Genomic DNA, 25545 nt, shown 5'->3' with positions numbered 1-25545 from the left:
CGAATGGTAGTGAGAAAAATCTTTCAATTACAACTATGGCGTTACTACTAGCGAAGGAGCGCAAAAGTTGATAGAATGCCTCTCAATAAGATGGGAGGTAATATACACGTCGATGATAACCTTATCTAAGAAAGAAATGCTGCTGGTCAGTTTTATGCTGTTTTCGATGTTTTTTGGTGCAGGAAACCTTATTTTTCCACCCTATCTGGGTCAAGAGGCTGGTTCCTTTGTTTGGCTGTCGATTGCAGGCTTTGTGTTATCTGCTGTTGGTCTTCCCATTCTTGGTGTGATTGCCATCGCAAAGGCAGGGAGCTTTTACCAATTGGCAAGTCGTGTTCATCCAAGCTTTGCTCTTATTTTTCCTATTTTGATTTATGTGTCGATTGGACCCGCACTTGCTATCCCGCGCGCAGGTAGTCTCGCGTACGAGATGGGAATGGCGCCATTTTTGCCGGCGCAAGCCGTGGATTCCCCCTGGAGTCTTTTCCTCTATACGCTCGTATTTTTTGGCATTGTCTTTTGGTTCAGTCTGACTCCTTCCAAATTGATTGATCGCTTTGGGAAAATACTGACGCCTACACTGTTAACTATGATTGCATTGATCTACGTTAAGAGCTTATTCACACCACTTGGTCCAACGGGGGTACCAGCAGGAAAATATGCCACCAATCCCGTTGTGCAAGGTTTTCTGGACGGGTATTTAACGATGGATGCTTTGGCTGCACTTGTATTTGGGATCGTGATCGCCAATACACTGCGTAGCAAGGGAATTGAGGATAAAAAGCAACTGTCTGCGAATATGATCAAGGCAGGCATTGGAGCAGGTATGTTGCTGACATTCATCTATGTCATTTTGGGATTGCTTGGTTCATCCGGTGCGTCTTTAGGACGGCCGGAGAATGGCGGACTGCTCCTGACAGCAATCATGAGGCAGCTATTTGGGACAAGCGGTACGCTGATTCTTGGTGTCATCTTTACTGTTGCCTGTCTTTGTGTATCCATCGGACTCGTAACTTCTTGCAGTCAATACTTTCATGGACGATTCAAAGGCTTATCCTACAGAGCATGGGCGATTATTCTCTGTGTCCTGAGCATGGGTGTCGCAAACTTGGGCCTATCGGAGATTTTAAGTGTATCTGTCCCGATCTTGGGGGCCATTTATCCGATTGCTATCGTACTCATTTTGTTGGCGTTGCTTGAGCGGTGGATACCTGCGCATTCGTCTGTGTATATGACGACTGTCGCCGTTGTGACGGTTTTTGGTGTCGTGGATTTGATGAATCTTACGTTTTTTCATCAGAGCTGGAACGATATCTTGGGTTTCCTTCCGTTTTATAAGGAAGGCGCCGGTTGGATCATGCCAGCAATATTTGCAGGCTTTGTCGGAGTTTTGCTTGATTTTCGGAAAAGGACAGACCGCACAGGAACAAGAACAACAACCACCCCATCCAAATAAGGTAGCACGAAAGAGAGGGCTTCGATTTTGCGAAGCTCTTTTTGTTGTGGAAGAAGCATTTTGTTACTTTTTTCAAGATTCATTCGTATTAAAAGTGTTAAATATTAGGAGTTTTTAAGGAGGTTCATTGACGTGAAAGTAGCACCTGTTGCGGAAGGTGAGCGAATCCGGCAGCTTGATGGGATTCGAGGCTTTGCCCTCCTGGGGATCTTGCTAGTGAATATGCCGTCATTTTTGTTTCCTATCATGTTCTTACCAGATGCAGGGATGGTCAATACGCATTCGGAAATAGATGGTTGGATACGGCTTTTGTTTAACATGTTTGTACAAGCGAAGTTTTACACCATCTTTTCGTTTTTGTTTGGGGTAGGCTTTTTTCTGTTTATGCACCGTGCCGAGAGCAAGCAGTTGCCTTATCGGAGTCTATTTACTCGCAGATTAGCCGTTCTGCTGATTTTTGGTTTGGCCCATCTCGTTTTCCTCTGGTATGGAGATATTCTTCATACGTACGCCCTAGCTGGTTTTCTCCTGTTGCTGTTTTACCACAGACAAGAAAAGACAATCAAAAGATGGGCGTGGACGCTCTTGATTGGTATGCAGACCCTGTCTGCTCTGATTCTGGCTGTTCCCGAGAACCTGGGTTCTATGCCTGATCAGTCTTCGCTCATTCAAAAGGCAATCAATACGTATACGAACGGGTCGATTATCGAGAGGTTGCAATTCCGGCTTGGTTACGAAATTCCGGTAGTCCTTCCTTTTGAGTTTTTTGTCATCCTATCGGTATTTCCTCTTTTTTTATTCGGATTCTTGGCAGCCAAGCGGGGAGTATTTGCGAGGACGGAAGAATTTATTCCAGCCATTCGCCGCGTATGGTGGCTGGCGCTGAGCTTGAGTGTTGTGCTTGTACCGATGATTCCGCTTGTTCAATTTGGCATCGTAAAATTCCCTGCCTCGATCTCGGTCGCCGTTCAGACTTTTGTTACCTGGAGCGGTCTTAGTCTGTGCGCTTTTTACATCACGTCACTGTTGCTTCTTTATCGGAAAGAGAGCGGACAGCGCATACTGAAGCATTTGGAACCGGTTGGCAGAATGGCATTAAGCAACTATTTGAGCCAAACCATCATCATCATATTGGTTGTACGTGTTGGACATTTGTATGGAACGTCTGGATTGGCGCTCGGATTGGTGTTGAGCTTGGTGATCTTCTCTGCGCAAATCTTGGCTAGTCGCTGGTGGCTCGCCAACTACCAGTTTGGTCCGGCAGAATGGCTTTGGCGTTGTTTGACATACGGCAAATTTGTACCAATGAAACGAAAAGGAGGGCTTCTCTCGAAAACGTCCAGTTAAGGTGGACGTTTTTTTGTTCCTTCAGCGTGAGGGTAGAGCATCGGATAAAAGTGGAAGAGTTGGGGCAAAATTTTCCTATCTCACAAACCGGGTAACAAGCAGCAGCGCTCTGAAAAGTAGGAAGGAGAAAGAGGATGGCTGGCAACTGGATTCCGTTTTTGATCGGCTCCTTTGTAGGATCGATGGTAGCTCTCATCGTGGTGGGACTGCTTTTGATCTGTCTTTTTCGTCCTCTTACACAGTGGTTACTCGCCAAGTTCATGAAGCGCCTTATGTCAGACCGCTATCCGGAAAATATTTTCGAGATGGTCTCTGCAATGACCAAAGTCAGTCCTCGCTATGTTCTGGAGAACAGCTTGCGAGCAGCTACTGGACAAGCCATCGAACGTCCTTTCGGAAGTCCACGCAAGTTCTTGAACTTCGATAGCTTGATATTTTCTCCTGCCCAGCTGGCTATGATGCCTGCGTGTGAGGATATAGAAGTGGATATGCAAATCACGATTGGACCCATGGCAAAAAAGCCGTTAACCTTGGACATTCCGATCATGGCAGGGGCGATGGGATACGGTATCGGTGTAAGTGAGGATGTGAAAATCGCGATTGCAAAAGGAACGGCCGCCGTGGGGAGTTTGACGAATACGGGGGAAGGTCCGTTACTGCCGGAAGAAAGGAAATTCGCCAAACATCTGATTCTCCAATACAACTCGGGAAAGTGGGCAAAGGAGCCGGAGATTTTGCGACAGGCGGACGCCATCGAAATCCATTTTGGACAGGGGGCGACAGCAGCTTCCGCGAGCTTTATCCCCGCTGAATATATTCAGGGAAGAGCTGCTAAAATCATGGGGGTTCAGGACGAAGAAATGATCGTCATTCCTTCGCGGCATCCGGAAGTACAGAAGCCGGAAGATCTCAAGCAGCTCGTAGACAAGCTGCGCACCATAACAGACGGCGTCCCGATTGGCGTCAAAATCTGCGCCAGTGCCATTCTTGAAAAAGACCTGGAGATTGTCATCCAAGCCGGTGTAGATTTTATCAGTATTGATGGCGGACAAGCGGGGACAAAAGGAGGACCTCCAATTCTGGAGGATGATTTCGGTTTGCCAACGATTTATGCCCTGACCCGCGCCGTGCGCTATTTGGAGAAAAAAGGTGTGAAAGAACGAATTACCTTATTGTCTGGGGGCGGATATAATACCCCGGGTGAGTGTTTGAAAGCGATTGCTTTGGGAGCAGACGGCATCTTTATGGGGACGGCTCTTTTGTGGGCGATGACTCATGATCAGGTGACAAAAGCAATACCATGGGAACCACCGACAGAGCTGATCACCTATCCAGGGAGCTTGAAAAACAAATTCGACCCCGATTCAGCCGCGAAATACTTGACTAACTTTTTTCTTTCGTTTGTGGATGAGATGGAAATTGCCATTCTCGCGCTGGGAAAAACGTCTCTTTGTGAAGTGACCGCTGCGGATCTCGTCTCACTCGATGAGATGACGAGCAAAGTGACGAAAGTACCCCTTGCCTATCATTCATCCTCTTCCAGTTAAAATCGCTTGATCGACGTACGAATGGGAGGGATTCGTATCGAACAGAGGATCATCCAAATCAAGTCACCTGCTCAGTATAATGGATGGACCATGACGCAGACGTGGGAGCATCTTCTTTTTTTACATTGGGCAATTTCCCCGGCGTCTATCAAAACGCTGATTCCAGCAGGGCTTGAGCTTGATACTTACGAGGGCAAGGCATGGATTAGTATTATCCCGTTTTTGCTGAGTGGCGTCCGTCTGCGGCGGATGCCATCCGTACCATTCACGACGACTTTCCCTGAAATTAATGTGCGGACGTATGTGAAGGCGAAAGGGAAGACGGGCGTGTATTTTCTTTCGCTTGATACGTCGAATCCCCTCGTGATCAAGATTGCGAAATTTTGGTACCGACTGCCGTATTATCGGGCCCAAATGGCTTTTCATCGCCAAGCGGATCGGATTGATTTCACCTCCCGACGCTTATCTGGTCTATCTCAGTCTCCTTCGTTCAAAGGCAGCTACCAGCCTCTCAGTGACAAATTTTTCGCCAAAGAGGGAACGCTGGTCCATTGGCTGACAGAGCGATACACGCTCTTTTGCAGGTGTAACAGAACGAAGCAATTGATGTTTGCGGATGTAGTACACGAGCCGTGGCAGCTACAGGAGACAGCCTTTCATATTCGTGAAAACGCGATGACCGAAAATCTGTCGATCTCACTCACGGATACTCCGCATCTAGCATTGTATTCACGTGGGGTACAAAGCCTGATTTGGCCGATTCGCAGCCTAGCGGATTTATCTTCAGATCAAGGTGGATAGTGGTGACTGATACTGCTCCTAACGGTATCAGTCTTATTCGATTTGAGACTTGTCAGACTGACTTTTGGTCGGTAAGATGGGAAGAGTACTTTTTTTCGTAAAAGAGGAAGGATCTGGTATTTGGTTATGGCTCGAAAAGAACGAATTGGTGAGTTGGATCTGATCCGGGCCTTTGCATTCTTGGCTGTGGTTTATCAGCATGTCATTGGTGTATACATCCGTGAGCCGGGATTGACAGAGCAGGTGTCGATCATCTACGGAATGTTGTTTCATTTGCTAAAATTCGCGGTTCCAGCATTTATTTTCATCACGGGTCTTGTATTGTTTTACAACTACTCCGAAAAAGTGAACTATATTTCCTTCACACGTAAACGGATATCCGAGATTTTGGTTCCGTATGGAATATGGTCGGCGGTTTATCTTTACTTGATGGAGAAGCCCCTGGGTGAGGGAGCAGCGTTCATTTGGAATGTAAGCAAAAACTTCCTGACAGGGACATCCTCGTATCATCTGTGGTTCGTCGTGATGATTTTTCAGTTCTATCTTTTGTATCCATTTTGGCAAAGAGTATTTGAACTTTTCCGCAGATTCGTGACAAGCCGCTTCCGTCTTGTTCTCGCTCTTGGTGTCACCGGATTGATCTATGGGGGCCTCATGTGGTTTTCAGCGCGGTACATCCCGGCGCACGGCTTCCGATTCGATATGAATTGGCTTGATACGTATTTCATCAAATACCGCGATCGAAATGCGTTCTATTATTTCTATTACTTTTTGTTCGGTGGCTTGGTTGCCTGCACGTTGCCTGCATTTCGTGCCATGCTGAAAAGATACTGGCAATGGATCATCATTTCGGTTGGTGTCCTGTACGCAGTCATTGGCTATGAGCTTTTCCATGATTCAGGGCAAGGCCATATCAATTTAAACGTAGCGACATCCTTGAAGCCGTCCATGTTCCTCTATACGATGGCTTGCTTACTGGCTGTGTACGCGCTCTGCCTATGGATGAGCAAAAAGCAGTCCAAATGGACACATTGGCTGGGACTCGTTGGGAAGTATTCGTATGGAGCTTATTTGATTCATGCGCTGATCTTAACGTACTTGATGAAGCTTTTGCGCGAGCTCCAGCTTTTTCACACGGGCGTGTGGGGGAGTGTGGTCGCATTCGTCTTGTGCTCTATTCTTTCTTTTGCCCTATCATATGGGCTGGGAAAACTGCCGTTTGGTTCCTGGCTAGTGGGAGCAACCGAGAAAAAGACAAAAAAGGTTCCGTCCTCTCAAAAAGAATGGCAAAACGCAGGATAATCGCAGGCAGTTTGGCCAGATGCAGAGAATGGTAGGAGGTTGAAGGGGGAAGCGGGTCGTCATGCTGTTCGCTTACATACAGTTAGCCTTGGCTATGGCCTTGGTTGGAAGCAACATCTCCATCGGGAAAGAAATTGTTTCCCATGTTCCCGTGTTTTTGTTTTCGGAGCTGCGCTTTTTGCTAGCGATCGTCATCCTATTGCCGTTGCTCGCTATGCGTGGAGAATGGAAAACGTCTTGGGGCCGTGAGGAAGGCAAGGTGCTATTCTGGCAGTCGTTTTTCGGCGTGTTTCTGTTTAGTATTTGCATGCTGTACGGCGTTCAGTGGACGACTGCTACTGCCGCGGGTATCATTACGAGTACAGTACCTGCCTGCATCGCTTTGTTTTCGTTCTGGATTCTCAAAGAAAAATTACAGGCCAACAGCTTAGTGGCAATCGGTCTTTCAGTCGGCGGCATCGGCTTCATTACGTTCACAGGTAGCGGAGTGGAGCAAAACTGGGTAAGTATGCTTGGCAATTTGTTCGTATTTTTTGCAGTCGTCAGCGAAGCGCTTTTCACGATTTTCGCCAAAAGACTGTCTGGGAAAATTACGCCTTTTCAAATGACGGCTGCGATTAATGTCATCAGCTTTGTCTTGTTTCTTCCGTTTGCGATCTGGGAAAGCTTGCGATTTGATTGGAGTGCTGTACTGTACCTGCAAATGTCTGGTGGCTTCTTATGTACTATGCGGTTACGGCCAGTGTCTTATCCTTCTTTCTCTGGTACAAAGGGGTGGAGAAGGTGGAGGCATCCAAAGCGGGCTTGTTCACCGGAATGATGCCGATAAGTGCTGCTCTCGTGGCTGTCTTTTTCTTGAATGAAGCATTTACTTGGTTGCATGGGGTGGGGATGATCCTGGTGCTTGCCTCCATTTTTATCGGTACACAGCAGCCTCGTCGTATACGTTCGTCGATGGAAAGCGAATGGAAATAGCTTGATGATAAGGTCTCGGAAACCCTCGCATTTTTATTTCGTGGGTATCCGGGTCTTTTTTTATAAAGGAAAACGAAAGCGCCCTGACACGAGGTCAAGACGCTTTTGCAAGAGAGCTTGTTATTTGGTCAATGCATTTTCCAAATCTTTCACACCGCTGTAGACTAATTCGAACAAGTCCGCAATGTTTTCTTCTTCAATGCAAGAGAAGGCAATGCGCAAATCGGTTTGACCGAGAGCGATCGTACCCACGCCATACTGTTCCAGCAAGTGCTGGCGCAATGTTTCTGCTTCGACAGTCTTTAGCTTGAGGCACATGAAGTAGCCAGAATTAAATGGATAGTAGGTCCACACGTCATCGTATTTACCGCTGTCGAGCACTTCCTTGGTGCGGTTGGCGCGGCCTTTCATGATATCGAATTTCTCCTGCTTCTGTGCTTTGTACTCCGGTGCAGTGATTGCTTGCAGGACGAACGTTTGGGAAGGATGTGATCCGCTAGAAAGAGTCGCGCGGATGATTCCCATTGTCTTCTGCTCCAAAGCGCTGAGCAAGTCGCTGGACGGGGATGCATACGTAATGAAGCCAACGCGGAAGCCCCATACGTAATCCTCTTTGGTAGCACCATCTACTTTTACAGGCAGAATGCGAGGGTGAACATCGCACAGGCCAGCGAAGAGAGATTCGTGCATCGAATCTTCGAAGAACAAGCCGAAGTACGCGTCATCTGTGACCGCAACAATGTTGATTCCAGCCTCTGCGCCTTCTTTGAGCGCAGCGATGATTTGTTTTCCTTCCTCTGGGCCTGGTGTATAGCCTGTTGGGTTATTCGGGAAGTTGAGTACGACGATGGCTTTGCCTTTGTCTTTTTGTGCGAGAATGGCATCGCGCAAAGCAGCAGCATTAAATTTCATCTCGTCGTTATATAATGGGTAATAGACCATTTCCGCACCACGGCGGATCGAAAAAGTAAGCTCGTAGTTTTCCCAGTTTTTGTCCGGGATGATGACACTGTCGCCGCTGTCAGCGAACAGGTCCGACACGATGCTCAGGCCATGCGTCAAAGCGTTTGTAACGATAGGATTACTGAACGTATGATTAGCCAGTGAAGGCTGTTCCTCGATCATTTTTTTACGCCATGCTGCACGCAGCTCAGGCTTTCCAGCTGGGGGCGCATACTCGTAAATGTCTTTTGGCTGGTAAGCTGACAGGTTATCTTGGATGACCTTAAGGTGCATCGGTTGACCGTTTTCCAGTGCAATCCCGATGGTTGCGTTGTACTTTTTCGCTTTTGCTTTCGCTTCTGCCGATTGGCTGAGAATCCCCTCTTTTGGGAAATAGATCAGCTTGGCGATATCGGACAGCATTTCATACACGTGCGGGTTTTCTCGTTGGATGGTTTCGTTCAGCGTTGATGCCAATGAATGCATGGTAGCCTCCCTTTTCATATACAAACATCTATCTTTACCAATAAAGATAGCGTATCTACATGCATTTGTCACCCTTGCCTAACGGGATATTTCAGATTTTGCGAGGTTCTTTTTGACAGCGAGGACCTGATTTGCTACCTTGAAATCGAAAACTGAGTAATGCGGGAGGGAGAAGGAAATGGCTGAACGTATGATCGTTCGCCTGGGGGACCCTATCTTGCGTGAAACTTCAAAAAGAGTACAATCCATTACTCCGCAGGTTGAAAAGATATTGGATGATATGACCCAAACCATTTATGCTGCGAAAGGTCGAGCAGGCTTGTCTGCGATCCAGATTGGTATCCCGAAGCGTTTGGTTGTCATGGATTGCGGCAGCGGCTTGATTGAACTAATCAATCCGGTGTTGATGGAAAAATCAGGTGAGCAGGTAGGGCAAGAAGCTTGTCTTTCGATCCCAGGTGTTTTCGGAATTGTACCTCGAGCGAATTATGTCAAAGTCCAGACGCTGAACCGCCAAGGAGAAACAAAGACAATCGAAGCCGAAGATTTCCTTGCTCGGTGTATTCAGCACGAGATGGACCATTTGGAAGGAATATTGTTTATTGATCAAACGGAAGAGCTCTACTCGGCAAAAACAGGAAAGAAACTGAATCGCAAGGATTTGCACCGGATACAAGATAAAAATAGAAAAAAATGGTGGAAATAAACGGAGCATAAACAGCAAGGAGATTGACTCATGAAACGTTGGAATATTATGGTGACAGGCTTCGGAACAGTAGGACAGCAGGTAGCCAGACTGCTGGAAGAGCGACGGGAGCGGTACCGCGAGCTATATGAAGCAGATGTCAGACTCGTGGGAATCGTTCGTTCATCCTCCGGCCTCTATGATGAGAACGGAATCGATCCAGGGAAATGGGCAGACTATGCTCATACAAAACAAGCAGGGAACGCATCTTGGAACGCGCTGGAATTTATCAAATCAGTTCAAGCAGACGTACTCATCGAGGCAGGTCCATCTGAAAAAGAGGGGGGACCTGGTCTGACTTATATTCGGTATGCATTGGAGAATGCCATGCATGCGATCGCGATTTCAAAAGGTGCGCTTGTTGTTGATTATGCTGGTTTGGCCGCTCTTGCCAAAAAACATGGTACCGCGTTGAAAATTAGTGGGGCAACAGCAGCAGCTCTGCCGACGATCGATCTTTTGCAGTATAACTTGGCAGGCTGTGAAGTAAAACGAGTCGAAGGTATTTTTACAGGAACGACGAACTTCGTGCTAACAAAAATGATGGAAGAGGGGCTCACCTGTACAGCAGCTGTCGAGCTCGCTCAGAAGATGGGGATTGCCGAACCGGATCCCTCCTACGATATCGATGGTTGGGATACAGCTTCGAAGCTCACGATCCTGGCAAACGCTGCTTTTGGCGGGCAAGTAAATCTAACCGATATCGAACGCGCAAGTATTCGCGAAATAACCACGTTCCAAATCGAGACGTGGAAAAAGCATACGAAGATTCCCAAGCTGATCGGAACGATTCAAAAGGAAGCGAATGGTACGGTTTCTGTAGCAGTTGAGCTGTGTGCGGTGGATTTTACCCATCCGTTTGCATCCGTATCAGGTACGACAAAAGCCATCCGGGTAGAAACAGATGTCATGGGGGATTTATTGGTCGTTGGAGGAAAATCAGATCCTGTCGCGGCAGCAGCGGCTGCCTTAAAAGACCTTGAACATATTATTAGCAGATAGGTTCATTTGCATGTGCTTCCAGTGTTCCTTAGGAATGAGTCGTTTAGAGCCGCGTGCATACTAGGGATGTACCACCAAAAACGGCGAGGGGGCCATACGGATGAAACAATCGTCTGATGTCAATGCCGAGCTGCAGCAAGTATCTGCTTACCCAACCAAGCAAGAAATGAATCAAAAGGACGTTGCTTTGCTAGATGAGCAGGAAAGCTGCTGTACCCCCAAAAAACAGGCTTCTGAAACACAGCCGGATTAATGTCTACACGAAAAAGCCGGGTCTCGATTAAGAGACACCGGCTTTTCGTTTCGTGCAAAGCGTGTTACCCGATAAATTCTTGTACCCAGTAGCCATTTGTGAAGCCTACACCAATTTTTGTGAAGTCAGGGTTCATAATGTTTTGGCGGTGGCCTTCACTGTTCATCCATTGTTGCATGACTTCTTGTGGACTCTGTTGACCCATGGCGATATTCTCACCTGCTGTCGAGTATTGAATGCCATACTGCTTCATCATGTCAAATGGGGAACCGTACGTTGGGCTGTTGTGGTCAAAATAGTTGTTAGCAGACATATCTTGTGCTTTTGCCAACGCTACTTTGGACAGTGTTGCATCCATTTGAACAGGCTTGAGACCTGCTTTTGCACGTTCTTGGTTTACCAAATCCGCGACTTGTTTCGCAAAATCACCCGTCTTAGCTTGATCCGCTTGTTTTACTGGAGCGGCAGGCTCAGTGACATTATTGGTAGGTTGTGCTGGTGCTGTTTGTACTAGTTGTGCTGGTGTTTGTTGTACTGGAGCTTGTTGTACGGGTGCTTGTTGGAAAGATCCTGGTTGATACGGGCATGGTTGTTGTACAGGTGTAGCTTGTCCTTGCTTAACAGGTTGCATCAGCTGTACTGCTTGTGGCTGGCCAGGAACAAAGCCTTGCTTTTGGAAAAAGTTAAGGAACTGTTGAGCATTTGGTGCTTTTTGGAATTGTCCCATATTTTGACCCACATTGAATTGGAATTGTCCGTTCTTCAATGGGCAGTTAGATGCTGCGGAAGCAGAAGAAGCAAACCCTGTCAAAGCCAAGCCCAGACCAAGAGTCATCGCGATTGTAACAGAACCAAAACGTTTCATAAAACAAATCTCTCCTTTTTTTTGCCTACGAGGTTAGTTGTCGGATTCGGATTGAGGAAACAACCCTACGCCAGTTTGGCGATTCACCCCAATGTGGAATAGCTCATCCACAAAAAAGTCCCCCGCACTTCCTTTTCAAAGAGGAAGTCTCGGCTTATTTCGTTTGGCATGAACAACGATATCAAACAATCCCAATCGAAATAAAGGAGTAATATATGGCAAATAGCTAGAATCGTTGATAAATTAGGCTCATTTCGTTTCGTTTGATTGTTCCTTCCAGGCAGTTAAGCCGCCTTCCAATGCTTTTGCATGAAAACCATGCTCACGAAGGAGAGCCGCAGCTTTTTGAGCTTTGTTACCTGTTGTACATAAGGTAACGATTTGCACATTTTGCGCGAGTTTTTCGGTTTCTTCATCAAGCGGCTTGTCCTGTTCTTTCATAAGAAGATAGGGGACGTTTTGCGTCGATGCGTTTTCGTGAACGAGGCTGCCGGAAACAAATTTCTCGGCGTCGCGTACGTCCAATAAAAGTACGGGCACTTTCTTTTCAAGCATTTCAGATAATTGAATGGTTGTCAAAATATGATTTTGCAATGTAATCCCTCCCAATCCTATTGTATCAGAGTCCCGCTTCGTCCAGAATAAGGGTGAACGGTTGCTTTTTTTGGACAACCATGGTAGAATGAGGTTGCTACTTGAAAAATTGATACCTAATCATTCATCGAGGTGTTTGTATGCTGATGGATAACATTTTTGGATCCCCGATTCACACTGGCGCGGTCATCGGAGCCGCAAGGATGGAAGAGAGGAAGGGCTTTCATTGTTTTAGGTTTTCAAAAGGTTTAGTTTTTTATTTTGCAGTTCCGTCCTATGACATTCACATTTTTGCCGGGTAGGTAAAATTCACATATCATGAAGGCGTATCATCGCACATGATCTGGTATTTCTTCATGATATGTGAGCTTTATTTGCTTCGGTAAATATGACTAGCATATTCAAATCAATTTTTGGAGGTTTTTTCAAATGCAAACGAACGGAACAGTAAAATGGTTTAACGCAGAAAAAGGTTTCGGTTTCATTCAAGTAGAAGGCGGAGACGATGTATTCGTACACTTCAGCGCAATCCAAGGTGACGGTTTCAAAACTTTGGACGAAGGTCAAAAAGTTCAATTCAACATCGTTCAAGGCAACCGTGGCCCACAAGCTGAGAACGTAGTAAAACTGTAAGTCTCCTTTTCAAAGAAACTGTCCTTTCGAGGGCAGTTTCTTTTTTTGTCGTGGTCGTAGAAGCAAAAAGGCGTTGGGATCGTCCCAAGCGCCTTTTCCTGCATGCGAATGGATAAAAAAAGGAACTATGGCGTCCCACCATAATTCCTCATTTTCTTCCTGCAAGATAGTTAAATACAAGTTTCGATTTCGACAGTTTGGAACTGACTGTCAAGAACGGTAAGACCAACAACTTGACCGCCGCCGATAGTAGTACGGCCATAAGTGGTGAGAAGGACATTTCTGTTGTTTTCTGCTACGGTAAGGCGGACTTCATAGTGGAAAGAAGCGGGGATCAGCGCATTGAAAGCAGTTCGAGTATTCGCTGGGATAAATTGCGTGATGTCAAGCAAGGTGCTAACTGGATTCGTTTGCGTAACTGCGTTACCCCAGTTTAATACTTGCACACGTACTTCAACCGGTTCTGTGTTCAGATTTACCAGGTCGAGGTGAGCGGTGAGAGCACGGGCGAGGTTGTTTTGCAAAATACCGGTCGTTCTCACAGTATTTCTTCTTGGGCGTTTGTGATTTCTTTTTTCCGAATTACCTTGATCGTCGTCGTATTCGATTTCAGACATCCATGTTCACTCCATTCTTGTTAATCTAGTGGGACAATAATACGATATTGTTTCTTGTCTTAATTCGTAACGGCGAACGTAAGGGGACGAGTACCTATTTTTGATAGAGGATGGTGGAGGGTTTGGGAGATAGAACTGTATGCAAACAACTTGACTATACAGCTCGATTTGATTGGGGATACGAAGGGGTAGAACAGGTCGGGGCAGCATCGGATATGATCGTCATTATCGATGTGCTCTCCTTCAGCACGTGTGTCGATATCGTAACGGGACGAGGAGGTATCGTCTATCCTTATCAGGTAAAGGATGAGTCAACCGTAGCATTCGCCAAACAAAAAGCAGCGCTGCTCGCTGGAAAACGCGGAGAACCAGTCTCCCTTTCACCCACCTGTTTGAAAACGGTTCCAATGGGAAGTAGAATCGTATTACCCTCGCCAAACGGATCGACCTGTACCGTGTTGGCGAAGAAAACAGGTGCGAAGGTAATCGCTGCGTGCTTGCGAAACGCGCCATCTGTGGCCAGATACATACAGCAGCAGAATGGAACCGTAACCGTCATTGCTTGCGGTGAACGGTGGGGAAATGGAGCATTGCGACCTGCTATTGAAGATATGATTGCGGCAGGTGCGCTGCTTCATGAATTGAAGGGATATCGATTGTCACCAGAGGCCGAAATAGCAGTGGCAGCCTTTCGATCGGCTCAAGATCATCTTCCTGCTTACTTGCAGAAATGTGCTTCTGGCCAAGAACTGATCAGTATGGGGTACCCGGAAGATGTCGAACTTGCAGCGCAGTGGAATCAGAGTGGCGCAGTTCCAGTGCTTAACGATGATTTTGCGTACGAAGCGATTTAGTCTTTTCGCATAAAGAATCCCTCATTCGGTAACCATGGTTATGAACCACACATGAGAAAAACTGGACAGGGAGGATTCATATGGATGAAAAGAGCAAGTCCATCAGCCAGGCAGAAGATAATATCCTGACGAATCGTCAAGGCCATCCGATCACAGACAACCAGAACTTGCGGACAGTTGGAAATCGCGGGCCAACCGTTCTGGAGAATTACGATTTTCTTGAAAAAATTACGCATTTTGATCGGGAGAAAACACCTGAGCGTGTCGTGCATAGTCGAGGTGCAGGAGCACATGGCTATTTCGAAGCGTATGGAACCGTTGGTGATGAGTCGATTTCTACGTACACGAGGGCAAAGCTGTTTTCGGAGCGTGGGAAAAAAACGCCTGTGTTTGTGCGGTTTTCTACGGTAAATCATGGCACACATTCGCCCGAAACATTGCGAGATCCACGTGGGTTCGCGGTGAAGTTTTATACAGAGGACGGGAACTGGGATCTGGTAGGCAATAACCTCAAAGTTTTTTTCATTCGGGATGCCATGAAGTTTCCTGATCTTGTCCATGCGTTCAAGCCTGATCCTGTCACAAACATTCAAGACGTGGAACGGATTTTTGACTTCATCTCGAACACGCCTGAGGCCATACATATGATTACGTTTTTGTTCTCCCCGTGGGGAATACCAGCGAACTATCGACAAATGCAAGGCTCTGGCGTAAACACGTACAAGTGGGTAAACCATGAAGGAAAAGCGGTCCTGGTCAAATACCATTGGCAGCCGTTAGCGCAAGGAATTAAGAATTTGACACAAAAACAGGCGGAAGAGATCCAAGGGAAAAACTTCAATCATGCCACGCAGGATTTGTATGAAGCGATTGAGCGGGGAGAATATCCGGAGTGGGAAATGTGCGTCCAGATCATGAGTGATGACGATCATCCCGAACTCGATTTTGATCCGCTTGATCCAACGAAAATATGGCCTGAAGATCAGTTTCCGTTTCTTCCGGTAGGCAAAATGGTATTGAACAAAAACCCGGATAACTATTTTGCTGAAGTCGAGCAAGTAGCATTTGGGACAGGTGTTTTAGTGGATGGACTTGATTTCTCTGATGACAAGCTCCTGCAAGGAAGGACCTTTTCCTACTCCGATACGCAACGGTATCGCGTTGGCGCCAACTATTTGCAGCTTCCGGTCAACGCTCCCAAAAAGCATGTCGCTACCAATCAGGAAGGCGGTCAAATGCTGTATCGAGTTGATCGGACCCAGCGGCATATTAACTATGAGCCATCAACGATTGGCGGATTGCAGGAAGCCAAGCAAGCAGCTCCTGATCATCAGCCAGAAGTGGAAGGGAAGGTCGTTCGTCAAAAAATTGATCGCACCAACGATTTCAAACAGGCGGGAGAACGATACCGCCTCTTGGAAGACTGGGAAAGAGAAGACCTCATTGCCAATCTGACGGATGCACTCCTCTCCTGTGATCCTCGCATTCAAGAGAAAATGCTTGGTTACTTCTCCCAATGTGACGAAGAGTACGGTCAGCGTTTGAAAGCTGGAGTTGCACAGGGCAATGGCGGAAATCACAAAGAAATGGGCGGACCGATGGGAGCGACGAATCCTGGAGCGGCTGTCAAGGAAGCTGAACAGAAGTCTCGCCCGTCCAAGCCTTACTGATGACCCGCGTGAAAACAAGACTGAATGAACTGCGGAGCTTTGCCGAATCTATGGTAAAGCTCTTATTTGTATCCGGTTGCAATTGCTACAGAAGTAGGGATCACGAAGCCGGCGATCTACAGTAACGCAATTCGAGTTGCCAACGTCTTACATTTGTTTACATTTGACGATGGCGAGGAGACTCATGATGGTACAAAGAGAGAAATGGGTAGCAGTGTTGAGCTATACCGCGGTACTTTCCCTATTGACGACAGGGGGCGTCGTTGCTGCATCCCCTGCGAAGGCAGCTTCCCAAAAGGTTGAAGCAACGGTTAGCACGACGGGCAATACCGAGGTGAAGCTACAGGCTTGCGGTCAAGATGATGCAAAAGCAGATTTATCGAACACAACGATGAAGTCCTGGAAACCATTGGGGAATAAGCCGGTACTGGAAGGGATTACTGCCATTGCAACAGGCGTCATTTTTGATGAAGCAGGCTATGGGTGGAGGCCAGGCATTTCTTATGCCTTCACTGAGGATGGGCAAGTGTGGAAGTGGGGCTTTCAATCTGACAAGAAGTATGAACCGCACAAGCTAGCCGGGATCAAGGATGCCAAGCAAGTCATGACGGATTATGTCCTCACGAGCGCTGGTGAAGTATGGCAGATTGATGAGAAGAAAGCACCAGAAAAACTGGCCGGTTTGGATAAAATCAAGAACATTCAGCAGCTCGATCTTCATGAAGGCGTACTTTTTTTACTGAAAGAAGACGGTACTGTACTGAAATGGGAAAAAGGAGCGAAAGCAGCGGAAAAGGTGACGAAGCTCTCGAATATCCGTGACATGTATAGCTCTGCCTTTTCCTTGTTTCTAGTAGATGACCAAGGGAAGCTTCTTTATCTCGATGGCAAATCCGGAGAGCTGAACACTGAAAATCTACAGGTAATGGATATCCCAGGGAAAGTCAAACAGGTAGCCGTCGATTACACGGATCGCGCCCTGATCCAAACAGATAAGGGCGAAGTGTACAGCTACAATACAAAAGAAAATGAAAAAGTAGTGCGTGCTGCTCATGCAGATGGTGCCATGCGGATGGCAGTTGGCGGAGAAGGAATGTACGTAATCGTAAAAGTGGACGGAACTGTTTGGGGCTGGGGACATAATACACTAGGAATGCTTGGTGCGAATCTGGAAAATGAGCTCGAGGAGCCAGTTAAAATAGCGGGTCTTTCTGATATCACGGACGTAAAAGCGGGCACCGACCATGTGATTGCTCTCGATAAAAAAGGAAACGTCTATTCATTTGGCAGCAATATGACAGGACAGCTGGGGCGAATCCCTGTTACCTTTGACACTTGGACGGAATTGGGCGAATTACGTGATGTAAAACAGGTAGTAACTGAGCTGAATCGACCGTACTTCGTTCGGAAGGATGGTTCTGTATGGGGTTTTGGCGCGGATCGAGTGCCATATGAAGTAAAAGGACCTACGAAAGTAAAAACAATGGATAGCATCCTGGATTCTCCGGTTACCTTGAATGAGAACGGACAAATCCAGTTGTGGACCAGTGAATTTAGCAGCTGTCAAACATTGGCGTTGCCTTCTCGCATTAAGGATTTTGTTGGTGGAGAGGAGCATCTCTTGTTGCGTACGGAGGATGACCAATTCCTGACTGTGGAATTCAGCTTTGATTCTGCCGAACGCGGAGGGGTATATGTCATCACGAACCTGCGCCCACAAAAAGTGGAAACCCTCCAAATAGATTCAAAAATGGCTGCGGATGTGACCAAGCTTTATGCCAATCTTTATACGTTTTTTGCTGTGACGAAAAATGGTCAGGTATTGTACGCAGAACGGAAGAATGATGAACCGTTCACTTCATTTGCGACAATAGCTGGTTTGGAAGGAATTCGTGAGCTTGCGCCTGAATATTTTGTCCGTTATACAAAGGATACCGCATCAGTTTGGGCAATCAATGATGCAGGCAAGGTTCAGGAAATGCAGGTTTACCCTGAGAGTGAAGGAAAGAACGCTGGAGCTATCAAAGTAAAGCTGGAACCCAAAACGGAAGAAGGCATTGCCATGATGAGCGGACGTTTGCGGATTACGAAGGATGGGCAAATCTTCGAACACGAATGGGAACCGCTTCAAAAGCAAAAAGTGGCGACTCCCGTTAGACTGATTTCTTCTTCGTACGACTATGCGATCGAAGGGCCAGGCTACCATTATCATGTGCTGGTCACTGAAGCTGATAAGATCGTATTGATTGGCGATAATCCATACGGAAAAGGTGAGCTTCACCCAGATAGGGTCAGACAATAAAAGAAGAAAAGTAACGGCACAGTGGGAATATTCTTTTTCTACTGTGCTTTTCATTTTTCCGTTTTTAGAAGTTGTGGAAAAAGATGGTTGACAGTTTGTATTTACAATTGTAATATTTTCATAGAAGCTGAATTTACACTTGTAAATCTAAGAGGTGATGTATGGATGAACAACATTCCGAAAATATCGGAGGCCGAGTGGGAAATCATGAAGGTGATCTGGCGAGATCATCCAGCGACAGCGGAGCAAATCATTGAGCGTTTACCAGCCGATATCGAATGGACGGAGCAAACGGTACGCACGTTTTTGAACAGGCTGCTTAAAAAGAAGGCAATCAGCTATGAAAAATCGGGCCGCAGCTACCGATATTTCCCACTCGTCCAGGAAGATGAATGCAAACGGGCGGAAAGCGAGTCCTTTTTGAAACGAGTATTTAACGGGGCAGTAGGCACGATGATGACCAATTTTCTCGAAGATGTGCAACTATCCAATGAAGAAATCGATAAGCTGCAAAAAATACTGACGGAAAAACAAAAGAAAAAGCAGTGATGAGGGACCAATAAATGGATATTCTAGGGAATGTTTTTTTGTGGATGTGCTACATCTCGTTGGGAGCAAGCCTAGTAGCTATTTTGTTGGTAGCCATGAAAAAAGGGGTTCACAAAGCGATCAGCTGGCGTATGCACCATTTGTTATGGTTCATCGTTTTAGCCCGACTAATGATTCCCGTGCTACCGGAGAGTTCATTTAGCCTCTTCACTTGGATATCCTGGGCGAGTACGAGCATGTCCGTCGAACAGCCGCTTTCTTTCTCCGCAGAACCACTACTACAGACAACCACACAATCGCCTGCCGTCATCTCAGATCTCTCACATGGATCAGAACACAATGAGAATACCCCAATACAAACCGAAGTTGTCAAGGATGAGGGGATAACTGAAAGATCATCCTCACATCCAGCTTACATCCAAATCATGGCAGTTTTATGGCTTATCGGCGTAGTCATTTTGCTAGCAAGACTATTCATTTACCTGTATAACATGCACACCAAAGAACGCTTTTTGATGCGGGTGACAGATGAAAGGGTAACGACCATCATGAATGCGTGCAGGGAGAAGTTCGGTGTGAAAAGGCAAATGCCCGTATACACAGGAACGCTGGCAAAGGGGCCGCTAATCTCGGGGATCTTATCACCATGGGTTTATTGTCCGCGGGATGTATACCAATCGTTGTCAGATGCCGAGCTGTATCACGTCTTCGCACATGAGCTCGCTCATCATAAGCGCAAAGATTTGCTGTGGAGCTTCATCGGCTCCCTGGCACTCGCCATCCATTGGATGAATCCGCTTGTCTGGCTATGGATTCGAAAAATGAAGGCTGATATGGAACTTGCCTGTGATGAATATGTTTTGGAGATTCTGGGGGAAAAAGAAGCGATTCCCTATGGCATGACACTCCTTTCATTTGCGAGACAGATCTCAGAAAAAAGACCCATGTCGTATCCGCTCTATTTTCACCATTCTCACCATATCAATCAAATGAAAAGGAGAATTCAAATGATTTCCACGTTCAAAAAAGGCTCCGCAAGGTTATCTGCTGTAGCCATTGCATGCGGGCTCGTTATTAGTGCAGTCACACTTACAAATGCAGCAGAGCCGTCAACACTTCGGATGCCTGTAAAACAGGATGAAAAATTGCGCCCCTTGTTTGAGGAAACAGCCGTCAAGGAGACAAATCGGCTGGAAAAAGCTGAAAAACTTGCTGGTTTTCCTTTCAAAGTTCCGTCTTATTTGCCACCAGAATTTACCTATCAAAACAGCCTTATCTATCACTTGGGGGAATCTGAACCTTCTGATAATGGCGTGTTCCATTATTTCAAAGGTCCCGATACCAGTTTCAAAATAGTAACGAGCACAATCGAAAGGACCGAGAATTCTTTACACGTGAAATCGGAAGACGGTAGCATCCTCTCCACACTTTCAGCAGAAGAAGATCTATCTGCGAATGGAAAAACCGTAAAAGTTATCAAAAGAAAGACAACTTATGATAAGGATTCGGTTGGTCAAGACTTACTTTATTTCTGGAGTGATGAAGGTCTCTATTACTCAATCGAAGGAGATAGCTCCTTCGAAAATGAGGAGATCGTAAAAGTCATTGAATCGTTTCAAGCTCCAAATGAAGAACTGAGAAAAAGGTACGTCAATTACGACATATTAAATTACAATATCCTTGATTTAGAGGATGTGGAGTACTTCTCAGGAATAATCGGTTTTGCACCAGCCTTTCCGTTGGAGCTGCCTGGAGGATACAAGGCAACAGATGCATATGTGAACAAGAAGCTCAATTTTAGTTATCCTGAAAACGAAGAGGATAAACAAAAGCGCACCATCCATCTCACGTTTGAAAATCCTGAAAAACCAAAAACGATTGTGTTGTTTGCCCAAATCAAGGACAAATCCATTGTGGAAAACATGAGAAAAACAAAAAAGATCCCTTTTGAGAGAATAGACGGGGTAAAATTTGAAGTTCCAGTCACCTCTTTGAACATCGGTGGCCAAGAAGTATTCCGCACAGTGCCGTATAAAATCGATGATACACTGAGTAGCCCAACGGATAAGTACAACCACACTTATTTTTGGTTAAAAGGAGATATCTGCTATAAAGTGACGTTCAAAGAAGTGGAAGAAGAAGCACAACAGCAAATGGTAGCAGCTCTGGTAAAGGAAAAAGCGATCGATTTGAAAAAGTAGCGGGAACATTTAGAGTCTGTACATAAAGCGTGCAGACTCTTTCCTTTTTTGATCTTCTTTTGTAAAGCATTTCTAAACAGTAGATGGAATCATTTTGTAATTATTGATACAATGATGAGAGTCCCTTCGGGGGCTATTTTTTTAAGGAGGGTTTATCTGATGAAGAACATTACGTTCATCAAACATGTTTATGAAAAGCAACTGGGGGGTGAAATCTACTATGAACCCTAGTATTTTGAATGGCACCAGAAATCATCTAATCAACCAGCTAGTCTTTTTTGACGAGCAGTATTCACTCTTTTATGATCAATATGTACGCAATTATGGGAAAGAAAAGCAAGCCATCGATGAGATTGTCGATCGTTACAAGCAAACACTTGAAAGCCTTTTGGCTAAAGAAGACAGTGCACTCTTTCAATCGCTTAAAGCAATTACATTATTAGGCAGCAGCGTTAAAGTGCTATTTGAAGAAGATCAATTTGAGGAGTCATTTACTGTGGTGTATCCCACAGACATTGACCCGGATAACAACAGAATTTCATTCTTATCGCCCATAGGCAGGCAACTGCTGCTAGCGGCTCCACACGATTCTGTTGTGCTGGAAAGTCCGGTTGGCAGACAACAGGTGCAGGTTCGGGAGATAAGCTTTACATATATGGGGGGATTTTCGTCACCTTAGGAACCTCCCCATCACAAGGATCACATGAGAAGGCACTAACACGAGGTTAGTGCCTTTTTTTGTCCATTTTAGTAAAATACAAGAAAAGTAAGCTAAGGGTACAGGGGGAAAGACAATGCAAATCATTGCCTGTCCAACATGTGAACAAGATGTGCAATGGGATATGAATCGCCTGCAAAAGCTGGGGGAGCAGTGGGTGATGGCTTGTGAAAAATGCGGTGATCCGTTTTTTAGCGTGTCAGGGGAAGAAAAGGAAATGATTCTTGAAGGCATCCGATTGACGGTAGCGTATGTACCGGATATTATCCATGCTTATCATAGTGAGGATGTAAAGAATCTCCCTTCCAGGGTTGGGTTCGAGAAACATGGGAAAATGGGTCTCTAGACACTAGAAATTTGTTAGTGTCTTTTTTTATTTATTCAGGTAAAATTTAGTCGGATGATATTTCTGAAAAATAGAATGAAAAGAAGGGATTTCATGATTGTTTTTGGGATGATAATTTGCATTTGGTTGTTATCTCTCTGGCTGCTGCCGATCCTACAACCTTATGTGGAAACTTTTCTGCTCTCCACTTATGGGGACAGATATAAAACGTACATTCCTTATGAAATGACAGCCTTACATTATGTGGTATATGCCATGGCACTTGGTTTCATCCTTGGACTTCCTCTTGAAATCAAATATAAAAGGGCAAAATCAAAATGGCTCAAGAAACTCAAGTTTCATGAAAGCCTTGAGTCCGATAATATCCTGCTTATCCTTTCCCTTGCGCGTGATCAGCAGGGCTATGTGACAGCTGCGGATATCGCGTCCCAATCTACTCTTACGATAGAAAAAGCCCAGAATATTTTAAGTAAGCTTCAAAAAGACGGTTTCGCTGACCTAAGTGTAACCGAAAAGGGTGACATTCTCTATTATTTCGAGGGCTTTAGTGAAGGTGAGGTATGAGCGGCGAATGAAAATAATTTTGGGTCTCTTGGCGTTTCTTCAAATTATTGGCTTTTTTCTCATAGTTGCTTTGTTTGCTGGTTTATTTGTCATTGAGGTTATCTATCAAATCTTAGATAACGCAATCTTCTTAGCAATCTTGATGAGTCTCATTTCCATTGGTTACGCGCTCTTTTACATGGAAGGAAAAAGGCTGTCAAAAAAGCAAATGCAACGAACACAGCAAGCTGTTGCCATGAAAGTCGCCAATCGTAATCATGGAGTCGTCTCTGTTGCATCGTTTGCTCTGGAATCTCAGTTGTCGCTATCGCAGTGTGAGCAAATTCTAAAAGAGATGGAACGACTAAAAATTCTGAGGACGTCCTCCTTACCTGGCAAGATGGCGGTCTATCAGTTGGATGATTACGTATACAGACAAATGCCTTATGAAAGTAATGACAACAAGAAGGCTGATGATGAGGAAACGCAAAATGATTATGACGATGACGACGATTATGACTACGATGACGATGACGACGATTATGACTACGATGACGATGATGACAATTATGATGATGATGATGATGACGATCACGACGATGATGAAACACAAGAGCTGGAACGAACGCAGCGCAAACGTAAAAAAAGAATTGTTGGTGGTGTATCCCTTACCGTTATCGGCACATTGGTTATGATCTCCGAAGAACAGATCTTACAAAACCTGAGTGAGTATCTCTATGCTACAATTACTGCACTTATCTTTCTTGTTTTAATCGGACGTTACCTATTAACCACCCATCGAAAAGAGGATCAACGACATTCGGAACACAATGTTTTGGCGTATGTCATGGATAATGAAGGGGAACTCAATCAGAAAGAAATTCCTTATTATACGCAGGAAAGCTATCAATCGATCGAACCCATGATCGATAGATGGCACAAAAGAAACTACTGCTCGATTGCGTATCAAGAAGATGATGGAATCCTCTATCTCTTTCCGAATTATACGGATGAGTCGAAAGTGTACGATTATGACGAAGAGTATGAACCGATCCCTGCATGGATCGATAAAAGGACGAAATTTCTGCTGTTTAGCTGTTTAGCATTTGTCTTCAGCTATGTAGGCGGCTATGCCCTTGTACATTGGAACAGCCTTATCTTCATTCTCGCTTGCACCATTATAGGAGGAGTCTACGGTTATTTTGCCTTCTCAAAAGAACGGGAGCTAGAGAGAATCGAGCGAATCGCACTGCAAGTAGCTACAAAGAAAGGCGGTACTTTAGCAGTTTACGAGTTGGCTTATAATGCCAGGATCACCATGGATGAGGCAGCAACGTTTTTAGAAAAATGGGAGCAAACGGACATGGCGAGAAAAGTGTATTCGGAGGAAGGCGCGCCAGTTTACGTGGTGAGTGGTGTCGTTTCCAAAGAACAAAGACTACAGTCGGAGCATGTTTGAATACACTCCCATAATCTGCACATACTACCATACACGACAACAATCACAACCAGAGGTGAACAGCATGGCACGTTCGAATTCCTTGGTGAATGGACAAGCTCGTGCAGCATTAGATCAATTAAAGTACGAGATCGCTGCTGAATTCGGAGTCGAGTTGGGCGCAGATACGTCGGCACGCCAAAATGGCTCTGTCGGCGGAGAGATGACGAAGCGTTTGGTACAATACGCGGAACAGCAAATGTTTCGCCTGTAATCCCTCCTTGTGAGGGATTTTTCTTTTGCTTACATACAGTGTACTGACAGAGGCATTGGTGAAGGTCGATGACGAATTGTTTACTCAAGGGGCAAGTGTCTATACAACCAGACGGGCGATCACGTATGGATAAAGGAAGGCATATTTTGATGGAAAGGAGTGAGGACATGCCGAACGACAAGAGAAATCCGAAGAATAGAAGACCCATTCTTAACCAGCGAGGAGCCTTGCAAAAGTCGAGAGCATCACTCCCGCTCCTCTTTGTCGCACCAAAGGAACAGATAAAGCCCCAGGAAGGTTCCATGGATAAGCAGAAAATGTATCGCACCAGGAAACCCAAGGGTAAACGAAACCATGCGCCTTTACATCGGGTCAAGCAGACAGCTACTGAACAAGTCACACCGCAGTCCACTTCTCCCACGCCTCCCACCTCCATGGAGGCCAAGACTCTTACTGAAGAAAACAACAGATCCAAGCAAGAACTGATTCAAGCAAAAGTAGTCTACGTGGAAAATGTGGGACAATCGTTTATGCAGGTTGCTTTTTTAGAAGAAATTTGGGACGTAGAGTGGGTCCATTCCTTACGCGTGCCCTGGAAGCTTGAGTGGAAAGAGGTGGAATGCCAAAGTAAGATCGATGTCCAGCACGTTCGGCATGAGGATAGTAAAAAGATTGTCTGGCTGTCAGGTGAATTGGAAGTCCAGGCTTTGGGCGTCACTGTCCATTCGCAAAAAGTAGAGCATGAAACGATTCGCATTCCATTTACCGCTACAGTATTACGCCCTTCCATACCGAAAGGAAATGTAGCAACAAACGCCATTTTTCATGGAGCACCAACTTGTCCGACGAATAGATGGATAGAGACGGGGGACTGGCAAATCAACATCACAGCAGATCCGCTCACCCATTCGCAATCAACATGGAAGGAGTTCAGCGGCTTGGCAACCATTAGCGGTCGTGTATGGTGGTATCGGAAGCAGCTGGTTCCTGCTCCGCCTCCATACATAACGAAAAAGGTAAACAGTCTTTTTTAGAAAAAAGGGCAGATAACGCTTGGCATCAGCCAAATCCATATTGTGTCTAGT

At 45.7% G+C, this 25545-nt stretch carries 23 protein-coding genes, 2 pseudogenes and 1 riboswitch; of the genes and pseudogenes, 21 read left to right on the top strand and 4 right to left on the bottom strand.

Annotation, left to right across the window (positions count from 1 at the left end; all coding sequences use genetic code 11):
* Positions 1–112: 112 nt before the first annotated feature.
* The 6 genes and pseudogenes from brnQ (at position 113) to HP570_RS00585 (ending at position 7428) form a co-directional block, all read left to right on the top strand.
* Entirely contained in the window at positions 113–1456 is a 1344-nt protein-coding gene (gene brnQ / locus HP570_RS00610; RefSeq protein ID WP_015891380.1) for a branched-chain amino acid transport system II carrier protein, read from the top strand.
* Positions 1457–1588: 132 nt separating this feature from the next.
* Entirely contained in the window at positions 1589–2803 is a 1215-nt protein-coding gene (locus tag HP570_RS29895; RefSeq protein ID WP_173624592.1) for a DUF418 domain-containing protein, read from the top strand.
* Positions 2804–2937: 134 nt separating this feature from the next.
* Positions 2938–4350, top strand: a complete 1413-nt coding sequence (locus tag HP570_RS00600) for an FMN-binding glutamate synthase family protein (protein ID WP_142496839.1) — start codon at positions 2938–2940, stop codon at positions 4348–4350.
* A 90-nt stretch (positions 4351–4440) separates the two neighbouring features.
* Positions 4441–5151, top strand: a complete 711-nt coding sequence (locus tag HP570_RS00595; protein ID WP_238351974.1) for a YqjF family protein — start codon at positions 4441–4443, stop codon at positions 5149–5151.
* Positions 5152–5277: 126 nt separating this feature from the next.
* Positions 5278–6453, top strand: coding sequence for an acyltransferase (locus HP570_RS00590; RefSeq protein ID WP_173624591.1), 1176 nt, complete (start codon positions 5278–5280; stop codon positions 6451–6453).
* A gap of 61 nt (positions 6454–6514) precedes the next feature.
* Positions 6515–7428, top strand: a pseudogene (locus HP570_RS00585) (DMT family transporter).
* Positions 7429–7548: 120 nt separating this feature from the next.
* Here the strand turns inward: HP570_RS00585 and HP570_RS00580 are convergent.
* Positions 7549–8856 carry an aminotransferase class I/II-fold pyridoxal phosphate-dependent enzyme gene (locus tag HP570_RS00580; protein WP_142496843.1) on the bottom strand — a complete coding sequence of 436 codons (1308 nt, stop codon included), beginning with the start codon at positions 8854–8856 and terminating at the stop codon, positions 7549–7551.
* 178 nt (positions 8857–9034) lie between these two features.
* On the opposite strand from HP570_RS00580, the gene def reads away from it, so the two are divergent.
* The 3 genes from def to HP570_RS00565 all read left to right on the top strand — a co-directional run bounded on the left by def (position 9035) and on the right by HP570_RS00565 (position 10856).
* Entirely contained in the window at positions 9035–9562 is a 528-nt protein-coding gene (def, locus tag HP570_RS00575) for a peptide deformylase (RefSeq protein ID WP_173624590.1), read from the top strand.
* Between the two features lie 30 nt (positions 9563–9592).
* A complete protein-coding gene (locus HP570_RS00570) occupies positions 9593–10603 on the top strand; it encodes a homoserine dehydrogenase (RefSeq protein ID WP_173624589.1) in 1011 nt (336 codons plus the stop codon).
* A 100-nt stretch (positions 10604–10703) separates the two neighbouring features.
* A complete protein-coding gene (locus tag HP570_RS00565; RefSeq protein ID WP_015891371.1) occupies positions 10704–10856 on the top strand; it encodes a hypothetical protein in 153 nt (50 codons plus the stop codon).
* Between the two features lie 64 nt (positions 10857–10920).
* Here the strand turns inward: HP570_RS00565 and HP570_RS00560 are convergent, their stop codons facing one another.
* Both HP570_RS00560 and HP570_RS00555 read right to left on the bottom strand, forming a co-directional pair.
* Positions 10921–11721: a CAP domain-containing protein gene (locus HP570_RS00560; RefSeq protein ID WP_173624588.1), complete on the bottom strand. Its 801-nt coding sequence runs from the start codon at positions 11719–11721 to the stop codon at positions 10921–10923.
* 7 nt (positions 11722–11728) lie between these two features.
* A riboswitch (cyclic di-AMP (ydaO/yuaA leader) is annotated at positions 11729–11886 on the bottom strand.
* 84 nt (positions 11887–11970) lie between these two features.
* Positions 11971–12315, bottom strand: coding sequence for a rhodanese-like domain-containing protein (locus tag HP570_RS00555; RefSeq protein WP_254494959.1), 345 nt, complete (start codon positions 12313–12315; stop codon positions 11971–11973).
* Positions 12316–12744: 429 nt separating this feature from the next.
* On the opposite strand from HP570_RS00555, the gene HP570_RS00550 reads away from it, so the two are divergent.
* Positions 12745–12948, top strand: coding sequence for a cold-shock protein (locus HP570_RS00550; protein WP_007729289.1), 204 nt, complete (start codon positions 12745–12747; stop codon positions 12946–12948).
* Positions 12949–13118: 170 nt separating this feature from the next.
* Here HP570_RS00550 and HP570_RS00545 read toward each other — a convergent pair whose 3' ends face one another.
* Positions 13119–13565, bottom strand: a complete 447-nt coding sequence (locus HP570_RS00545) for a hypothetical protein (protein WP_142496847.1) — start codon at positions 13563–13565, stop codon at positions 13119–13121.
* A gap of 113 nt (positions 13566–13678) precedes the next feature.
* On the opposite strand from HP570_RS00545, the gene HP570_RS00540 reads away from it, so the two are divergent.
* The 11 genes and pseudogenes from HP570_RS00540 to HP570_RS00490 all read left to right on the top strand — a co-directional run bounded on the left by HP570_RS00540 (position 13679) and on the right by HP570_RS00490 (position 25494).
* Positions 13679–14419: a 2-phosphosulfolactate phosphatase gene (locus HP570_RS00540; protein WP_309139181.1), complete on the top strand. Its 741-nt coding sequence runs from the start codon at positions 13679–13681 to the stop codon at positions 14417–14419.
* Positions 14420–14499: 80 nt separating this feature from the next.
* A complete protein-coding gene (locus tag HP570_RS00535; protein ID WP_173624585.1) occupies positions 14500–16089 on the top strand; it encodes a catalase in 1590 nt (529 codons plus the stop codon).
* Between the two features lie 169 nt (positions 16090–16258).
* Positions 16259–17371: pseudogene (locus HP570_RS29985) on the top strand (RCC1 domain-containing protein); the annotation flags it as partial.
* A gap of 1185 nt (positions 17372–18556) precedes the next feature.
* Positions 18557–18940, top strand: coding sequence for a BlaI/MecI/CopY family transcriptional regulator (locus HP570_RS00525; protein WP_015891363.1), 384 nt, complete (start codon positions 18557–18559; stop codon positions 18938–18940).
* 14 nt (positions 18941–18954) lie between these two features.
* Positions 18955–21141: a M56 family metallopeptidase gene (locus tag HP570_RS00520; protein WP_173624584.1), complete on the top strand. Its 2187-nt coding sequence runs from the start codon at positions 18955–18957 to the stop codon at positions 21139–21141.
* Between the two features lie 220 nt (positions 21142–21361).
* Complete coding sequence (locus HP570_RS00515) at positions 21362–21820, top strand: GreA/GreB family elongation factor (RefSeq protein ID WP_035985656.1); 459 nt, start codon at positions 21362–21364, stop codon at positions 21818–21820.
* 115 nt (positions 21821–21935) lie between these two features.
* Positions 21936–22205: a hypothetical protein gene (locus HP570_RS00510; protein ID WP_173624583.1), complete on the top strand. Its 270-nt coding sequence runs from the start codon at positions 21936–21938 to the stop codon at positions 22203–22205.
* Between the two features lie 93 nt (positions 22206–22298).
* Entirely contained in the window at positions 22299–22769 is a 471-nt protein-coding gene (locus HP570_RS00505; RefSeq protein WP_173606074.1) for a MarR family transcriptional regulator, read from the top strand.
* Positions 22770–22776: 7 nt separating this feature from the next.
* Positions 22777–24207 carry a DNA primase gene (locus tag HP570_RS00500; protein WP_173624582.1) on the top strand — a complete coding sequence of 477 codons (1431 nt, stop codon included), beginning with the start codon at positions 22777–22779 and terminating at the stop codon, positions 24205–24207.
* 64 nt (positions 24208–24271) lie between these two features.
* Positions 24272–24460, top strand: a complete 189-nt coding sequence (locus HP570_RS00495; protein WP_041749454.1) for an alpha/beta-type small acid-soluble spore protein — start codon at positions 24272–24274, stop codon at positions 24458–24460.
* Between the two features lie 302 nt (positions 24461–24762).
* A complete protein-coding gene (locus tag HP570_RS00490; RefSeq protein WP_254494950.1) occupies positions 24763–25494 on the top strand; it encodes a hypothetical protein in 732 nt (243 codons plus the stop codon).
* The last annotated feature ends 51 nt before the right edge of the window (positions 25495–25545 follow it).

This window comes from Brevibacillus sp. RS1.1, from assembly GCF_013284365.1.
GTDB lineage: Bacteria > Bacillota > Bacilli > Brevibacillales > Brevibacillaceae > Brevibacillus > Brevibacillus brevis_D.
The sequence above is the reverse complement of the archived record's forward strand: the minus strand, read 5'-3'. Positions and strand labels throughout refer to the sequence as shown.